This is a genomic window from Methylobacterium sp. Leaf466 (genome assembly GCF_001425565.1).
GTDB lineage: Bacteria > Pseudomonadota > Alphaproteobacteria > Rhizobiales > Beijerinckiaceae > Methylobacterium.
In genome coordinates this window covers 345,024-360,164 of the sequence record NZ_LMRC01000001.1, presented here as the reverse complement: position 1 = coordinate 360,164, position 15,141 = coordinate 345,024, and the positions used below count along the sequence as shown (strand labels likewise).

General features: G+C 69.4%; 14 protein-coding genes. 3 read left to right on the top strand and 11 right to left on the bottom strand.

The annotated features are described in order from the left end of the window. Positions 1-117: 117 nt before the first annotated feature. Positions 118-1,284 (bottom strand): type III PLP-dependent enzyme, encoded by a 1,167-nt coding sequence (locus ASG59_RS01510; RefSeq protein WP_056284675.1) that lies wholly within the window; start codon positions 1,282-1,284, stop codon positions 118-120. 701 nt (positions 1,285-1,985) lie between these two features. Between ASG59_RS01510 and ASG59_RS01505 the strand changes: the two genes are divergently transcribed. After that, the gene (locus tag ASG59_RS01505) at positions 1,986-2,486 is read left to right on the top strand and encodes an N-acetyltransferase (RefSeq protein WP_055884308.1); all 501 of its coding nucleotides are present in this window, start codon (positions 1,986-1,988) and stop codon (positions 2,484-2,486) included. A 52-nt stretch (positions 2,487-2,538) separates the two neighbouring features. Here the strand turns inward: ASG59_RS01505 and ASG59_RS01500 are convergent, their stop codons facing one another. From ASG59_RS01500 to ASG59_RS01485, 4 genes are all read right to left on the bottom strand, one after another. Further along, positions 2,539-2,775 (bottom strand): hypothetical protein, encoded by a 237-nt coding sequence (locus tag ASG59_RS01500; RefSeq protein ID WP_056406558.1) that lies wholly within the window; start codon positions 2,773-2,775, stop codon positions 2,539-2,541. Between the two features lie 145 nt (positions 2,776-2,920). Continuing rightward, on the bottom strand, positions 2,921-5,095 hold the full coding sequence (glyS, locus tag ASG59_RS01495) for a glycine--tRNA ligase subunit beta (RefSeq protein WP_056406556.1): 2,175 nt from the start codon (positions 5,093-5,095) through the stop codon (positions 2,921-2,923). Between the two features lie 133 nt (positions 5,096-5,228). Then, a complete protein-coding gene (locus ASG59_RS01490) occupies positions 5,229-5,666 on the bottom strand; it encodes a DUF3828 domain-containing protein (protein WP_056406554.1) in 438 nt (145 codons plus the stop codon). 213 nt (positions 5,667-5,879) lie between these two features. Continuing rightward, complete coding sequence (locus tag ASG59_RS01485; RefSeq protein WP_055884294.1) at positions 5,880-6,839, bottom strand: glycine--tRNA ligase subunit alpha; 960 nt, start codon at positions 6,837-6,839, stop codon at positions 5,880-5,882. A 216-nt stretch (positions 6,840-7,055) separates the two neighbouring features. On the opposite strand from ASG59_RS01485, the gene ASG59_RS01480 reads away from it, so the two are divergent. Continuing rightward, positions 7,056-7,301: a hypothetical protein gene (locus tag ASG59_RS01480; RefSeq protein ID WP_056284682.1), complete on the top strand. Its 246-nt coding sequence runs from the start codon at positions 7,056-7,058 to the stop codon at positions 7,299-7,301. Positions 7,302-7,308: 7 nt separating this feature from the next. On the opposite strand, the gene ASG59_RS01475 is transcribed toward ASG59_RS01480, so the two are convergent. The 3 genes from ASG59_RS01475 to ASG59_RS01465 all read right to left on the bottom strand — a co-directional run bounded on the left by ASG59_RS01475 (position 7,309) and on the right by ASG59_RS01465 (position 9,242). Then, entirely contained in the window at positions 7,309-8,181 is an 873-nt protein-coding gene (locus tag ASG59_RS01475; protein WP_056406552.1) for a S49 family peptidase, read from the bottom strand. An 84-nt stretch (positions 8,182-8,265) separates the two neighbouring features. Further along, positions 8,266-9,015, bottom strand: a complete 750-nt coding sequence (locus tag ASG59_RS01470) for a methyltransferase (RefSeq protein ID WP_056406550.1) — start codon at positions 9,013-9,015, stop codon at positions 8,266-8,268. Between the two features lie 2 nt (positions 9,016-9,017). Next, positions 9,018-9,242 (bottom strand): DUF2007 domain-containing protein, encoded by a 225-nt coding sequence (locus ASG59_RS01465; RefSeq protein ID WP_055884281.1) that lies wholly within the window; start codon positions 9,240-9,242, stop codon positions 9,018-9,020. Between the two features lie 179 nt (positions 9,243-9,421). Between ASG59_RS01465 and ASG59_RS01460 the strand changes: the two genes are divergently transcribed. Continuing rightward, positions 9,422-10,444, top strand: coding sequence for a polyprenyl synthetase family protein (locus tag ASG59_RS01460; protein ID WP_055884278.1), 1,023 nt, complete (start codon positions 9,422-9,424; stop codon positions 10,442-10,444). A gap of 58 nt (positions 10,445-10,502) precedes the next feature. On the opposite strand, the gene ASG59_RS01455 is transcribed toward ASG59_RS01460, so the two are convergent. The 3 genes from ASG59_RS01455 to ASG59_RS01445 all read right to left on the bottom strand — a co-directional run bounded on the left by ASG59_RS01455 (position 10,503) and on the right by ASG59_RS01445 (position 15,105). Further along, positions 10,503-12,128, bottom strand: coding sequence for an EAL domain-containing protein (locus ASG59_RS01455; protein ID WP_055884276.1), 1,626 nt, complete (start codon positions 12,126-12,128; stop codon positions 10,503-10,505). A gap of 167 nt (positions 12,129-12,295) precedes the next feature. Then, complete coding sequence (locus ASG59_RS01450) at positions 12,296-13,171, bottom strand: 4-(cytidine 5'-diphospho)-2-C-methyl-D-erythritol kinase (RefSeq protein WP_056406707.1); 876 nt, start codon at positions 13,169-13,171, stop codon at positions 12,296-12,298. A gap of 86 nt (positions 13,172-13,257) precedes the next feature. Further along, positions 13,258-15,105 (bottom strand): tetratricopeptide repeat protein, encoded by a 1,848-nt coding sequence (locus ASG59_RS01445; protein ID WP_055884273.1) that lies wholly within the window; start codon positions 15,103-15,105, stop codon positions 13,258-13,260. Positions 15,106-15,141: the final 36 nt, after the last annotated feature.

Below are 15,141 nucleotides of genomic sequence, written 5' to 3'. Positions count from 1 at the left end.
TGGAGCCTTCCCATGGTCTGGCGGGAGACGAAACACACCGCACCGAAGCCCCGTTCCGGGGCGATCGGCGTCGGATCGGCCGATCCCGCGGGGACCGGCCCCGCGGGATGCGTCGCGTCAGATCACGTACTGCTGCAGGGGCGGGAAGCCGTTGAACGCCACCGCCGCGTAGGTGGTGGTGTAGGCCCCGGCTCCCTCGATCAGCACCTTGTCGCCGATCGAAAGCGAGACCGGCAGCGGATAGGGCACCTTCTCGTAGAGCACGTCCGCCGAATCGCAGGTCGGTCCGGCCAAGACGCACGGGGACATCCGGTCCTCGTCGTGGTCGGTGGTGACGCGGTAGCGGATCGACTCGTCCATGGTCTCGGCGAGCCCCCCGAACTTGCCGATGTCGAGGTAGACCCAGCGGATCTCGTCCTCGGCATCGGACTTCTTGGACACCAGCACCACCTCGGCCTCGATCATGCCGGCGTTGCCGACCATGCCGCGGCCCGGCTCGATGATGGTCTCTGGCAGCTGGTTGCCGAAGTGCTTGGTGAGCGCGCGGAAGATCGCGTCGCCATAGCTCTCCACGCCCGGCACCGCCTTGAGGTACTGCGTGGGAAAGCCGCCGCCGAGGTTGACCATGGACAGCGCGATGCCCCGGTCCGCACACTCGCGGAAAATGGCGGCGGCGGAGGCGAGCGCCCCGTCCCAGGCGCCGGTGTTGGCCTGCTGCGAGCCGACGTGGAACGAGACGCCGTAGGCGTTCAGCCCCTGGCGACAGGCGTGCTCGAGCACGTCCACGGCCATCTCCGGCACGCAGCCGAACTTGCGCGAGAGCGGCCATTCGGCGCCGGCGCCGTCGCACAGGATGCGGCAGAACACCTGGACCTCGCCGCCCCCGATGCCGGCGGCCTCCGCCGCGCGGGCGATCTTCTCGACCTCGGCCTGGCAATCCACCGCGAACAGGCGCACGCCGAGCTTGAGCGCCCGGCCGATGCAGCGCTCCTTCTTGATGGTGTTGCCGAACGAGATCCGGTCGGCGGTGGCGCCTGATGCCAGCGCCATCTCCACCTCGACCACGGAGGCCGTGTCGAAGCACGAGCCCATCTCGGCGAGCAGGCGCAACACTTCCGGGGCCGGGTTCGCCTTCACCGCGTAGAACACGCGGGTGTCGGGCAGCGCGCGGGCAAAGGCGGTGTAGTTGTCGCGCACGACATCGAGGTCGAGCACCATCACCGGGCCCTCGTCCTGGCCCATGTCGCGGCGAGCGCGCAGGAAGTCGCGGATGCGATCGGTCATGATGTTTCCAACCCACAGGTTCGCAAGCGCCCGAACGCGGGGCGCGCTGTCGAAATCGGGACGGCGACGAGCCGTCCGGCGTCTGGGGGCGATGCGTCGCGGCGCACACGTGCTGTGGAGACACGCGTTCGGCGCGGGCGCATGCGCACCCGGAAGCTGCCGTGGATTGGTAGGGGAATGTCCCCACCGCACGCCGGGCAAAGAGAAACAAGCCTCTTCGGTGCCGGCCTTTGGAGGGCCGACGAGACCAAAAAAGCCCGTTCGTCGTTGCTTTAAGCTGCGTCCCCCGTGGAGAGCGGGGTTCGCCGGTTTCGCCTCCGGCTGCCGGTTGTTGTCGGGGTCCGGTGTCGCCACCTGGATGCCGGCCGGAGGGGATCCACCCTGTCGACCATCGATCCTTTAAGACCCCTGGCGGCTGTCCGGCAGTTGGCCGGATGCCCACCAACCGACACGCGGCCACAGGCACGTGCGAAATTGGGCAAGGGCGATATACGGGCGGGGGGGCGGCGCCACAAGCACAAACAGCCGGCTCACCATTAAAAACAGGCCTTGGGAGGCAGGCTGTTGCACGGACGCCGCGGCTGTCGTGCAGGCTCTCGCCGCAGGCCCTTCCCAATCGCCGGCGAACCGGCCATCAAGCCGGCACCTCGCCGCCGCACGCGTCTTCCAAGCCGCCCTCGACCATCGACAGGACCATCACCGTGCCCACCCGCTCCGCCGCCACGAGGCAAACGGCTGCCCCGCGACCGACGATCCGGACGGCGACGCCGGACGATCTCGACGCGCTGGTGGCGCTCGAATACGCGGCCTTCGCCAGCGATCAGGCCGAACGTCGGGCGATCCGGCACGCGATCCGGTCGGCGAGCATGACGGTGCTGGTGGCGGTGATGGGGGAGGAGAACGGCGCGGATGTCCTCGTGGCCGCGGCGACCCTGGAACGGCGACGCGGCACGCGCAGTTCGCGGCTCTCGTCGATCGCCGTCTCGCCGACTCGGACGGGATCGGGCCTCGGCAGCATCATGCTCGACGCCGCGGAGGAGGATGCGCACTCACACGGCTGCTCGGTCCTGCGGCTCGAGGTCCGCGCCGACAACGGCGCCGGCATCCGGCTCTACGAGCGGCACGGCTATACGCGCTTTGCGGTCATCCCCGACTATTACGAGGACGGCATGGAGGCCTGGCGCTACGAAAAGGCGCTGTAAAAACCCTCCCCCCGGGTGGGGAGAGGGAGCACCGCCGAGGATCCGTTCGAGATCAGTCGCAGCTTTCCTTGGTGACCGTCTTGCGGTCGCCGTCCTCGTTCTCCTTCGTCACCGTCTTGGAGCGGCAACCGTCGGCGCTCTCGCGGCGCTCGATGGTACGGGTCTCGGAGGCGGGACGGTCGACGATCACCCGGTCGGGGGCGTCGCGCTCGATGATGGTGGTCTGGGCCTGGGCCGCGGAAGCACCGGCCATGGCCAGAAGGGTGGCGGCGACAATCGAATAACGCATGCGTCTCTCCATCGGGAATACGCGGCCTAACGACGCCGATGGGCCAACCGTTCCGCTTGGGTGATGCCGAATTCACCCGGCCGAGACGGGAGGATCGTGCAAGAGCCATCCTCCGTTCCGCAATGGCCCGGTGACGCGGTTGCGGTCAGCCCTCGATCCTGGAGAAATCCGCCACTTCTTGCGTCGCCGCACGCAGGGCATTGAGGAGGGCGAGACGGTTTTCGCGCAACCGCGGCTCGGCGGCGTTGACGGTGACCTTTTCGAAGAAGGCGTCCACCGGCGCCCGCAGGGTCGAGAGCGCCCGCATCGCACCGGCAAAGTCCTCCGCCGCCACGGCGGTCGAGGCGGCCTCGCGCGCCACCACCAGCGCCTCGGAGAGGGCCCGCTCCTCGGGCTCGCCGGCCGCCGCGAGGGCCGCATCGGGGGCGCCCTCGTAGGCGCGGCCGTCCTTCTTTTCCTCGATTCGCAGGATGTTGGCCGCGCGCTTGTAGCCGGCGAGCAGGTTCCGGCCGTCGTCGCTGTCGAGGAATCGTCCCAACGCCTCGACGCGACGGACGACCATGAGGAGGTCGTCCTGGCCGGGCAGGGCGAAGACGGCGTCGATCAGGTCGTGCCGCGCTCCCTGGTCGCGGAGGTAGACTTTGAGGCGGTCGGCGAAGAAGATCAGCAGGCTGTCCGCGATCTGCTCGCAAACTTCCAATTTCACCTGTCGCGTCGTGTGTCCATCGCCGCGTCTCTTTTCATCATACTTGCCCGGCAGATCGGCCAAACCCTGAACGAACAATACCTGATGCTGAATGATGGTAAGGAAGTGTAAGCGAAAGGAGCCATCAAGGATCAACCGAATGACGCCAAGCGCCGCCCGCCGCAACGCATAAGGGTCCTTACTCCCCGTCGGCTTCTCGTCGAACGCCCAAAATCCGACCAGCGTGTCGAGCTTGTCCGCCAGCGCCACGGCCACCGAGACCGGATCGGTCGGCACCCGGTCGCTCGGACCAACCGGCTTGTAATGCTCCTCGATCGCCGCCGCGACGCTGGCAGGCTCACCCTGCAGAGCCGCATACTTGCGCCCCATCAAGCCCTGCAATTCTGGGAACTCGCCGACCATCTCGGTGACGAGGTCGGCCTTGGCGAGCCGTGCCGCGCGCTCGGCGAGGTCAGGGTCGGCGCCGACGAGCGGTGCCAGTTCGCGCGCCAGCGCCGCGATGCGCTGCACCCGTTCGCCCTGCGTCCCGAGTTTCTCGTGAAACACGATGGTGTCGAGTTTCGGCAGCCGGTCCTCGAGCCTGACCGCCTTGTCGGTCTCGAAGAAGAAGCGCGCATCCGAGAGGCGGGCCCGCACCACGCGCTCGTTGCCGGCGGTGATGGCGAGGCCGCCGTCGCTGGCAACGAGGTTCGAAGTGAGGATGAAGGCCGGGGCGAGGGCGTCGCTGCCGCCCTTGCGCAGCACGAAGCACTTCTGGTTGGCGCGGATCGTCGCCCGCACCGCCTCGGCCGGGATCTCCAGGAAGGCCTCGTCGAAGGTGCCGAGCAGGACCACGGGCCATTCGACCAGCCCGGCGACCTCTTCGAGCAGGCCGTCGTCCTCCACGAGTTCGAGGCCGCGGGCGAAGGCGAGGTCGCGCGCGTCGTGGAGGATGATGTCCTTGCGCCGCTCGGTATCGAGGACGACGTGGGCACGTTCCAGCGCCTGGACGTAGTCGTCGAAGCGGCGCACCTCGATCGGACCCGGCGACAGGAAGCGGTGACCACAGGTGGTGGTGCCGGCCACGATCCCGTCGACGGCGAAAGGCACCACCTCCGGCGTCTCGGTCTCCGGGCCGAAGGTGGCCACGATCGACTGCAGCGGACGCACCCAGCGCAACGCCCCGGGCTGCGCCGAGGCGGCGCCCCAGCGCATCGACTTCGGCCAGGGAAAGCTTTTGACGACTTGCGGCAGGATCTCGGCCAGGACGTCGAGGGTGTCGCGGCCGGGCCGCTCGATCACGGCGACGTAGAACTCGCCCTTCTTCGGGTCGGTGACGACGGTCGCCTCGTCGATGCTGGCGAGCCCCGCGCTCTTCAAGAAACCCTGGACGGCACCCTCGGGCGCACCGACGCGGGGGCCTTTGCGCTCCTCGCGCACATCCTTGCCGCGAGCGGGCAGGCCGGCGACGTGCAACGCGAGGCGACGCGGGGTCGCGAAGGCCTTGGCGCCTTCATAGAGAAAGCCGCGCTCGACCAAGGCGTCGGTGACGAGCTTCTTCAGGTCGTCGGCCGCCCGCCGCTGCATGCGGGCGGGAATCTCTTCGGAGCGCAGTTCGAGGAGGAGGTCGGGCATGATCGGCGGCTGGTGCCTCGGCCCCCGACCCTCAGGCAGGCGGGGGCTGCGGAATGACGGGCCGGCCGTGGCCGGGCGATGACGTGCCCGTGTAGAGAGCCCGCTCGGGCGTGTCGAGAAGCGGGCGGCCGCCTCAGGGCAGCGGCGCCGACATGATCGCCTCGAGCCGCCAGCGCTCCTTCGTCAGCGCCCGCACGTCGGTGACGAGCCAGAGCCCGTTCTCCTTGACGAGATCGTAGCGAAGGTCCTGATTCGAAAAGTTCTTGAAGCGTGCCTGGACCTCGGCCTTGGTCTCGTTCGCCGACAGGGTCTTGAGCACCAGGGTCTTGCGCCAGCCGGACTGCGTATCCTGACCGTTGACGTGATAGGCGAACCCGAGCCGCCCGACCTCGCCCTTCGACTCCGTCGCATCCTTCTCGAACAGGGTGCGCAGGCCCTTGGCGAGAAACCGCCATTCGTTGACGTCGTCCGCGGCGTAGAGGGCGCGCACCGTCTCGACCGGATCGGTGGCTGACTGCGCGATGGCCGGTGCCGCGGCGAGGGTGACGAGGAGGGCGAGTGTGAGGCGCATGATGTCCGCTCCCGCTTGATCACGTCGTTGTCCGTCGGTGGGCCGAGTCACGCAGGTTTGGAAACGGTCGTCGATCTTGGGGTTTTTGCCGACTTGGCTGCGCCTCATTGATGACGCCCCCGAACCGACGACGATGTCGGGGCTTCGTCGGCCCCGCCAAGGTGATGACGGTGCCGACGATGATCCGCGGGACCGGCGCTCGTGGTCGGATGGCTAGGGCGCACCACCACCCGCGGTCCTCAGCCACGCCGCCCCGCACGCCTTCGCCAGTTCCCGCACCCTGAGGATGTAGCTCTGGCGCTCGGTCACCGAGATCACGCCGCGGGCGTCGAGCAGGTTGAAGACGTGGCTCGCCTTGATGCACTGGTCGTAGGCCGGCTGGGCCATGCGGTGGCGCTCGGTCTGCGTGGCCGGGGCGCCGGCGTCGAGATAGCTGCGGCAGGCCTTCTCCGCGTCGGTGAACTGCCGGAACAGCATCGCCGTGTCGGCGGCCTCGAAGTTGTGGCGGGAGTATTCCTGTTCCGCCTGCAGGAAGACGTCGCCGTAGCTGACGCGGTCCTCGCCAGAGCCGCCGTTGAAGTTGAGGTCGTAGACGTTCTCGACGCCCTGGACGTACATGGCGAGGCGTTCGAGACCATAGGTGAGTTCGCCCGCCACCGGTGCGCATTCGAAACCGGCCACCTGCTGGAAGTAGGTGAACTGGCTGACCTCCATCCCGTCGCACCAGCATTCCCAGCCGAGACCCCAGGCGCCCAGCGTCGGGCTTTCCCAGTCGTCCTCGACGAAACGGATGTCGTGGAGCTTCAGGTCGACGCCGATGGCGTCGAGGGAGGCGAGGTAGAGCTCCTGCAGGTTGGGCGGGTTCGGCTTCAGGATGACCTGGAACTGGTAGTAGTGCTGCAGCCGGTTGGGATTCTCGCCGTAGCGCCCGTCCTTCGGGCGGCGGGAGGGCTGCACGTAGGCGGCCTTCCAGGGCTTGGGGCCGAGCGCCCTGAGCGTGGTGGCCGGATGGAAGGTGCCCGCGCCGACCTCCATGTCGTAGGGCTGCAGGATCACGCACCCCTGGGCGGCCCAGAAGTTCTGGAGCGTGAGGATCAGCCCCTGGAACGAGGTCTTGTGGGACGAGATCTCGTCAGACGAGAGTTTGGGCGCGGGATCGACGGCGCTCGACATGGAATGGCGTCCGGTGCGGTTGACTGGCGGGCAGCGTTTAAGGGGGTCGCCCCCCGTGTCAACGGCACCGCTGTGCACGGTGGTGTGTGCCCGGGCACGCAATTCCGCCACGATTCGATTTAGGCCCGGAACTGTCCCGCCTGCAGCCAAGTTTATGCAGCAATCAAGGGGTCGCGGATCGTCTTCGGATGGTCCCGTAAATCGGAATGCCGGATCATGCGCCAGTCGTTCACTGTCTTCGCCGCCGTCCTCGCCGCCTCGCTGGTCGCGACACCTCTGGTGATCAGCGCCTCCAACGCCTTCGCAACCCCTGAGAGCACGGATGCCGTGGTGATGCCCGCGGTGGTGACTGCGATCGAGGTCGCGCCGGTGGCCGCGCCCGTTGTCGCCGAGACCTGCCAGCGCAAGGTCCGCGTCGTCTATGCTGGCTACGCCCAGGCGGGCTGCACCGCCGCCCGCTGAGCCGGCCTCACAACCCGAATCGCGCCCAGGCCGCCCTCTCGTCGAGGGCGGCGATCGCGTCCTCGGCCAGGTTCGGCATTCGTGCGAAAGACGTTCCGCCGGGTCCGGCCCGCCGCAGGAGCCGCGCGATCAGCGAACCCCGGCGGTCCGCCACGAGGACGAGTTCCACCACCTTGCCGTACCGCTCCCTCAGGGTCGAGCGCACGTCGCCGAGGCCGTCGACAAGACCGAGCTCGAGTGCCTGACGCCCGGTCCACACCGCACCGGTGAAGAGGTTGCGGTCGGCCGTCAGCTTCGGGCGGCGCTCGCGGACCAGGGCGGTGAAGAGCTCCTGCACGTCGGCCTGGATGGCGAGCAGGCGGGCGACGTCGGCCGGGTCTTCCGGCCGGAACGGATCGAGCATGGCCTTGGCCTCGCCCTGGGTGTGGATGCGACGCTCGACACCCAGACGCTCGATGAGCCTGTCGAAACCGAACCCCGCCGACACGACGCCGATGGAGCCCACCAGAGAGGCCGGATCGGCCACGATCTCGTCGGCGGCGCAGGCGATCATGTAGCCGCCCGAGGCCGCGACATCCTCGACGAACGCGAAGACCGGCAGTGTCTTCTCACCCGCCAGTGCCCGGATCCGCCGATGGATGAGATGCGACTGCGCGGCCGACCCGCCGGGCGAATTGATGACGAGGGCCACCGCCGTGATCCCCTTGAGGGAGAACCCGCGCTCCAGGCTCGCGGCGACGCCGGCGATCGACAACCCGGCGCGGAACGGGGAGACCGCGCCGATCGCGCCGCTGAGGCGGATCACCGCCACCCGCGGCACGGTCTTGCGCCAGCGGCCCGGAAGCATCGAGCGAAGCCAGGTGGGCAGGGTGATCGGCATGGTCGCGAATTCCCGAGGGCTTGAGTCGGGATGCGGCTTACCACGGCGGGCGACGACCGCGGGTGCCCCCGCGTCGCCGCAGACTCAGGTCGTGGGAAGACCCGCGCCGCGGTGGAGGGCTTGCGCCTCGGGGGTGAAGCGGCCGTCCGCCTGCTGCAGCACCAGGGGCGGCAGCAGGCTGGTGGGAGCACGGCTGGCCTTGGTCGCCGTCACCAGGATGCGGATCGCGGGCCGGTCGGCACGGGCATGGACCGGGCGGATGGCGAGACCGCCGAAGCGGGCGCGCAAGGCCTCCAGGCAATGCTCCAGGGCATCGGCCCGATGGATCAGGCCGAGCCGGCCCTTGGGCCCGAGCACATCGGTGCAGGTGCGCAGCCAGCCATCGAGGTCACCGGCGCCGAAGCTGTGGGCATCGCGCTTGCCCGCGACCGGCGACGGGCGATGCCGCGATTCGTCGAAATAGGGCGGGTTCGTCACGACGAGGTCGGCCAGTCCCGGCAGGAGGCCGGCGGCATGGCGCGCGGTCGCGGCGGCCAGGATATCGGCCTCGATGACGGAGGCGCGGTCGCCGAGCCCGTTCAACGCAACATTGGCGCGGGCCAGTTCGACGAGGGTGGCTTCGCGTTCCACCAGGACGACCCGGCACGCGGGATTGAGCGCGGCGACCGCCAGCCCCACCGCACCGGCGCCCGCGCCGAGATCGCAGACGGTGCTGCCCGGCTCCGGCGCCACGAGATGCGCCAGGAGGACCGCATCGGTTCCGGCCCGATGCGCGCCCGGCGGCGGCTGGTGCAGATGCAGGCGTCCACCGAGCCAGGCGTCGGGGTCCGCCATTGTCACGGTGCGCGCAACTCGTGGGCGAGGCCGGCGTCCGTGAGGAGGCGCCGGGCCTGGAGGGCAAGGTCGTCGGGCACGAGCAGGCGCCGTGAGAACGCGCCGATCGACCCTTCCATCAGGCTCATGTGGGTGTCGGCCACCAGGACCGGGATCTCGGCGCCGTCGAGGAGGGATTGGGCGAAACCGATCAGGACGATGTCGTTGGTGCGGATCAGTTCCGTCATGCTCAAGCTCCCCCGGCGGTCGTGTCGACTCGGCTGGCGCGGGCCGCGACACGGGAAAAGCTTAGCCTTTTTCCTTGCGGCATGCTGCGTGTTGCGAGCGCGGGGACCGCGTGCCATGGGAGCCTGACGGTTGGAGCGCGGGCTCCGCCGCCGACCGCTCAGCATGGAGGCTTGGCCCATTGGGTGTCGTGGTTCCCTTCGATGAGGCCCGTTCCGATCCGGAAGCGAGCCTGAACGATCTCGTCGCCCTGGTGGCCAAGGGCATGGAGCGCGTCAACGCGACGATCCTGTCCCGCACCGGCTCCGACGTGGCGATGATCCCGGAGGTGGCCAACCACCTGATCGCGTCGGGCGGCAAGCGCCTGCGGCCGATCCTCACCCTGGCGACCGCCGACCTGTGCGGCTACGGCCACGGCGAGGGCGCGGTCAAGCTCGCGGCCAGCGTCGAGTTCATGCACACGGCCACCCTCCTGCACGACGACGTGGTCGACGAGAGCGACATGCGCCGTGGCCGGGTGGCGGCGCGGATCAAGTGGGGCAACGAGGCCAGCGTGCTGGTCGGCGACTTCCTGCTCGGCCAGGCCTTTCGCATGATGGTGGAGGTCGGGAGCTTACGAGCGCTGGATATCCTCTCTGCCGCCGCCACGGTGATCGCCGAGGGCGAGGTGATGCAGCTCACCGCCGCCAAGAACACCGAGACCAGCGAAGACGAGTACCTCGCCGTCATCCGCGCCAAGACGGCCGAGCTGTTCGCCGCCGCCTGCGAAGTCGGACCGGTGCTGGCCGACCGCCCCCGGGCCGAGCAGGCCGCCTGCCGGTCCTACGGGATGAACCTGGGCATCGCGTTCCAGCTCGTGGACGACGCCCTCGATTACGGCGGCACCAGCGCCTCGTTGGGCAAGAACGTCGGCGACGATTTTCGAGAGGGCAAGATCACCCTGCCGGTCGTGCTCGCGTTCCGGCGCGGCAGCGACGAGGAGCGGGCGTTCTGGCGCCGGACCCTGGAGCAGGGGGCGCTGGCGGAGGGCGACCTCGATACCGCCTTGGCGATCCTGCATCGGCATCGGGCGCTGGACGACACCATCGAGCGCGCCCGCCACTACGGCGCCATGGCCCGCGATGCCCTCGCATTGTTCCCGAACGGCCCGATGAAGGCGGCGCTCCTCCAGGTCGTGGATTTCTGCATCGCGCGGGCGCACTGAGCCGGGCGGCCGGCGGCATCGCACGACTGCGCAGGCCCGCCCGCGCCGGACTTCCCGGTCAGGCGGCGGACGCCCTTAGCGCGCCGGCCTTCAACTGACGCTGGGCCTCGGCCGCCCCGTCAAGCACGACCTTGCCGCTCTCGTCCGACCATTCGGCCAGGAGGACATCGGTGGCGGACTTGCCCATGGGCGCTCCGAACAGGAAGCCCTGGCCGTAGGTGCAGCCCTGGTCTGCGAGCCAGTCGACGCTCGACGCCGTCTCGATCCCCTCGGCCGTGGTCAGGAGGCCGAGGCTCGAGCCCAGCGCGATGATCGCATCGACGAGCTTGGCTCGTTCCGAACCCAGCGGGATCGAGGCGACGTAGCTGCGGTCGATCTTGAGCTTGTCGAACTGCAGCTCGCGCAGGTGATAGAGGCTCGAATAACCGGTTCCGAAATCGTCGAGCGCGATGCGCACGCCGAGGTTCTGCAGCGACTTGAGGGCGACGCGGGCGGCTTCCAGATCGTTGACGAGGGCCGTCTCGGTGATCTCGATCTCCAGGCGGCTGGGGGCGAAGCCGGTCTCGGTCAGGATCGCCAGCACGCGCTCGGGCATCTGCTTGTCCTGCAACTGCAGCGGCGAGATGTTGATGGCGAGCTGGAGGTGCTGCGGCCACGAGCGGGCATCGCGACAGGCCTGGCGCATCAGCGACCAGCACAGGTCGGCGATCATGCCGGTCTCTTCGGCGAGCGTGATGAAGTCGCTCGGGTTCATCAGGCCGTGCTCGGGATGACGCCAGCGAGCCAGGACCTCGAAGCCGATCAGCTCGCGGCCCGGCAGCGCCACCACCGGCTGGTAGAAGGGCTCGATCTCGCCGCGGGCGATGCCGGCGCGCAGGTCCTGTTCGAGAAGCGCGCGGATCTTGAGGGCGTGCCCCATCTCGAGCTGGAAGAACCGGTAGGTGCTGCGCCCGTCGCGCTTGCCCTGGTACATGGCGACGTCGGCCGCATGCAGCAGGGTCTCCGACGTGACGGTCTCGACGCTCGCCAGGGCGATGCCGATGGTGGCGCCGATCTCCAGGCGGCCTGCGCCCCACGGGATCGGCTGCGAAAGGCTGGTGATGATCTGCTGGGCGAGCCGGCTCACCGATTCGGTGTCGGCGCCGTAGTCGAACAGCAGCGCGAACTCGTCCCCACCGAGCCGCGCCGCGGTGTTGCCGGGGGGCAGGAGCCCGCGCAGCCGGTCGGCCACGGCGCAGAGCACGGCGTCGCCGGCGGCATGGCCATGGACGTCGTTGACGGGCTTGAAGCGATCGAGGTCGATCTGGATGACGGCGATGCTCGGAATGCCCTCTGCGGAGGCGAGGCGGGCATCAAGGGTCTCCTTGAAGAGACGGCGGTTGGCCAGTCCGGTGAGGACGTCGTGGCGGGCCACCGACTCCGCCTGCGCCTGGGCGCCGTCGCGCGCCTCCATCACGCGACGCAGCTTGAACGACTTGCGCACGGCTGCCACCCCGATCCCGAGGGACATGCAGATGGCGAGCATCAGGAGATGTTCGAGCCCGTGCAGCGCCGTGAATTCGAGCAGGATCTTGAAGACCCCGAGCTGCGTACCGACGATCCAGACACAGACGCCGATCATCATCAGCGACAGGAGCTCCCGCGCTTCCCCCTCGGCCCACGAGGCAGATCGATCGTCGCTCATTCGTCGCTCCTGTTGCCCCAGTCTTAGGCAGCGGACTCTTTCGCGAGCGTAAACGAGGGCCGGCCCTTCCTTCATCGAATGCCGGAGGCACGTCGTACAGTCCGGCGGCGACGGATATCAGTCTCGATGGAGCGATAGTCGGGAGGACGCGAAGGATCCGACCGCCGTCAACGCAGTAACGCCGATATGATCCACCATTCCGGCTGCCGCGAGCGTATCCGCGCGGCGGCGCGAACCGCTGCACGGCGATCGGCGAACACGCCGAAGACCGTCGCGCCCGAACCCGACATGCGCGCGAGCCGGCAGCCGGGCTCGTCGCGCAGGGCGCGGAGCGCGTCGCCGATGACCGGGGCCACGGTGAGGGCGGGCGCCTCCAGGTCGTTGCGGGCCGGTGCGAGGACGGCGAGGGTCGCATCCACGCCTGCATCAGCGACGAGGACGGGGTGAGGCGCACCCTCGTTGCGGGCCCCGACCGTGAGGCCAAGGGCACGGAACACCGGGGCCGTCGCCACCGGGACGCCGGGATTGATGAGGACCGCGGGGAGGGGGGCCAGGCGGAGGGCGTCGCTCACGGTCTCGCCGGCCCCGCGCATCATCCGGGCCGTCGGCTCGAGGCACACGGGAACGTCGGCACCGGTCCGTCCGGCGGCCAGCCGCACGGCGGGGTCGGTCAGGGCCAGATCGTTGAGGCCGGCGAGCAGCCGCAACGCGGCGGCGGCGTCGGAGGAGCCGCCGCCGATGCCGGCGGCGACCGGCAGCCGCTTCACGAGGTAGAACGCCCCCCAGCGCAAGCCCGGAACGGCCTCGGCGAGATGACGGGCCGCCCGGATCACCAGGTTGTCGTCGAGGGGCCCCGCGGGCCCCGCGGTCGGGCCGGAGACGGTCAGCGCGAGCTCCGGGCCGGGATCGAGGCTCAGCGTATCGCCGGCCCCCGTGAAGGCGACCAGGCTCTCGAGCTCGTGATATCCGTCCCCCTCGCGGCGACCGAGGACGTGGAGGGTCAGATTGACCTTCGCCGGAGCACGGGTGACGAGACGGGACACGGGCACTCGGAGGATCGAGGACGGCGACGCCGCCGGGCGCCCGGCTATGGCCGGACGCCCGCGACGAGGTCAAGCCGGGCGGAGCTTCAGCCGCCGCTCTTCTTGTCGGCCGCTCCCGGAGGCTCGCTCGGAGCGGGAGCACCCTTGGGTAGCTCGGGGTTCACGGCCTCGGCCGGAGGATTCTCGGCGGTCGCCGCGGGCTTGTCGAGTTCGGGCAGGCCATCCTTGAGCTTGGCGTTGATCTTTTCGAGATCCTCCGGCTCCGGGTTCAGGTCCTTGGCGTGCTGCCACTGGAACTTGCCCTCGAGCCGGCGCCCGGCCCGCCAATAGGCATCGCCGAGGTGGTCGTTGATGGTGGGGTCGCCGGGCTTCAGCTCGATCGCCTTTTCCAGCTCGCGCACCGCGTCGTCCCAGCGGCCGAGGCGGAAGTAGGCCCAGCCGAGGCTGTCGATGATCATGCCGTCGCGCGGGCTGGCGTCGACCGCCTGCTTGAGCATGGTGAAGGCTTCGTCGATGTTCAGGTTCTGGTCGACCCAGGAATAGGCGAGGTAGTTGAGCACCTGCGCGCGGGCGCCGGGCTGGGAGGCCGGCACCAGTTCCAAAGCCTTCTTCAGGTCGGCCTCGGCCTTGGACCATTCCTTGGCCCGCTCGTAGGCGGTGCCGCGGAAGTAGAAGGTGGTCCAGTAGCTCGCCGCCGGCCGGTCGCCGATCAGTTCGATCGCCCGGCTGTAGGTGGCCGCGGCCTCCGCGTACTTCTTGCGCGACCGCTGGACGTTGCCGAGCGCGGTCACCGCGTCGATATCGGTGGGGTGCGCCTTCATGACCGCGTCGAGATGCGCCAGGGCCTCGTCGCCCTTGCCCATCTGTTCGAGGTTCAGGCCGACCTGGATGTCGGCATTGAGCCGCAGCGGCGAGGTCGCCGGGATCTGAGCATAGGCCTCGTTGGCCCGCTCGGTCTGCTTCATCCGGTCGAGAAGATCGGCCAGGGTCAGGCGGGCCAGGGCGTGATCGGGAGCGAGGTAGAGGGCGAGGCGCAGGTAGACCACCGCCGGCAGTTCGTCGCCCTGGGTCGAGCCGGCCGAGCCGAGCCCGTAGAGCACCTCGGCGGCACCCTCCTGCGCGTTGGTGATCAGGCGGCCGAGGGGCTTGCCCGCCTTGAGGCGGTCGAGGGCGTCGCGCACGATGGGGTGGCGGGCCATCAGCTGGTCGAACTCGGTGTAGGCCTGGATCGCCAGGTCGGTGCGGCCGGCCTGCGCTTCGAAGCGGCCGTAGGCGTCGACGATCCGCAGAGTGTTGTGGTCGGCGTCGTAGGCGGCCTTGAGCCGGCGCTCGGCCTCGGCCTGGTCGCCGACCACGCTGGCGATCAGGCCGGCGTGGTAGTCGCGGAAGGTGTTGTAGTAGCGCTCGCCCTTGAGCTTGGACACGGTCTCCAGCGCCCGCCTGCCGTCGTTGGCGCCGGCGTAGGCCCAGGCCGACAGGAGCGTGCCGGTGAGGTCGGCCGCGGCACCGCGACCGCTGCGGGCGAAGTTCTGGCGGGCCTGGGCGAACTGGCCGGCCTTGATCTGGCGTACGCCGAGCGCGAGCTGGGCGAGCCCGTTCGATCCGTCGCGGGCGGTCAGGCGCTCGGCCGTGCGGAAGGCGTCGGGCAGAGCACCGTCGGCGAGCAGCGAGATGAAGGCGCGTTCCTGCAGTTCGGAATTGCGCGGGTCGGCCTTCAGCGCCTCGCGGTAGAAGGTGGCGGCTGCCGCCGTGTCGCGGGAGGCCCCCGCGATGTAGGCCGAGAGGAAGTTGCCTTCGAGGGATTCCGCCGGCTCGAAACTCGAGATCGGCGCCGATTCCCGTGGCTGCATCGCCAGGGCCGGCGCGCCGACAACGGCGACCGATGCGAGGAGCGAGAGGACGGACAGCGTCCGGCGAGCAGCGCGTGCGGTCATCGGTCTTCCGTTCATGGGCACCGGTCACGGTTAGCG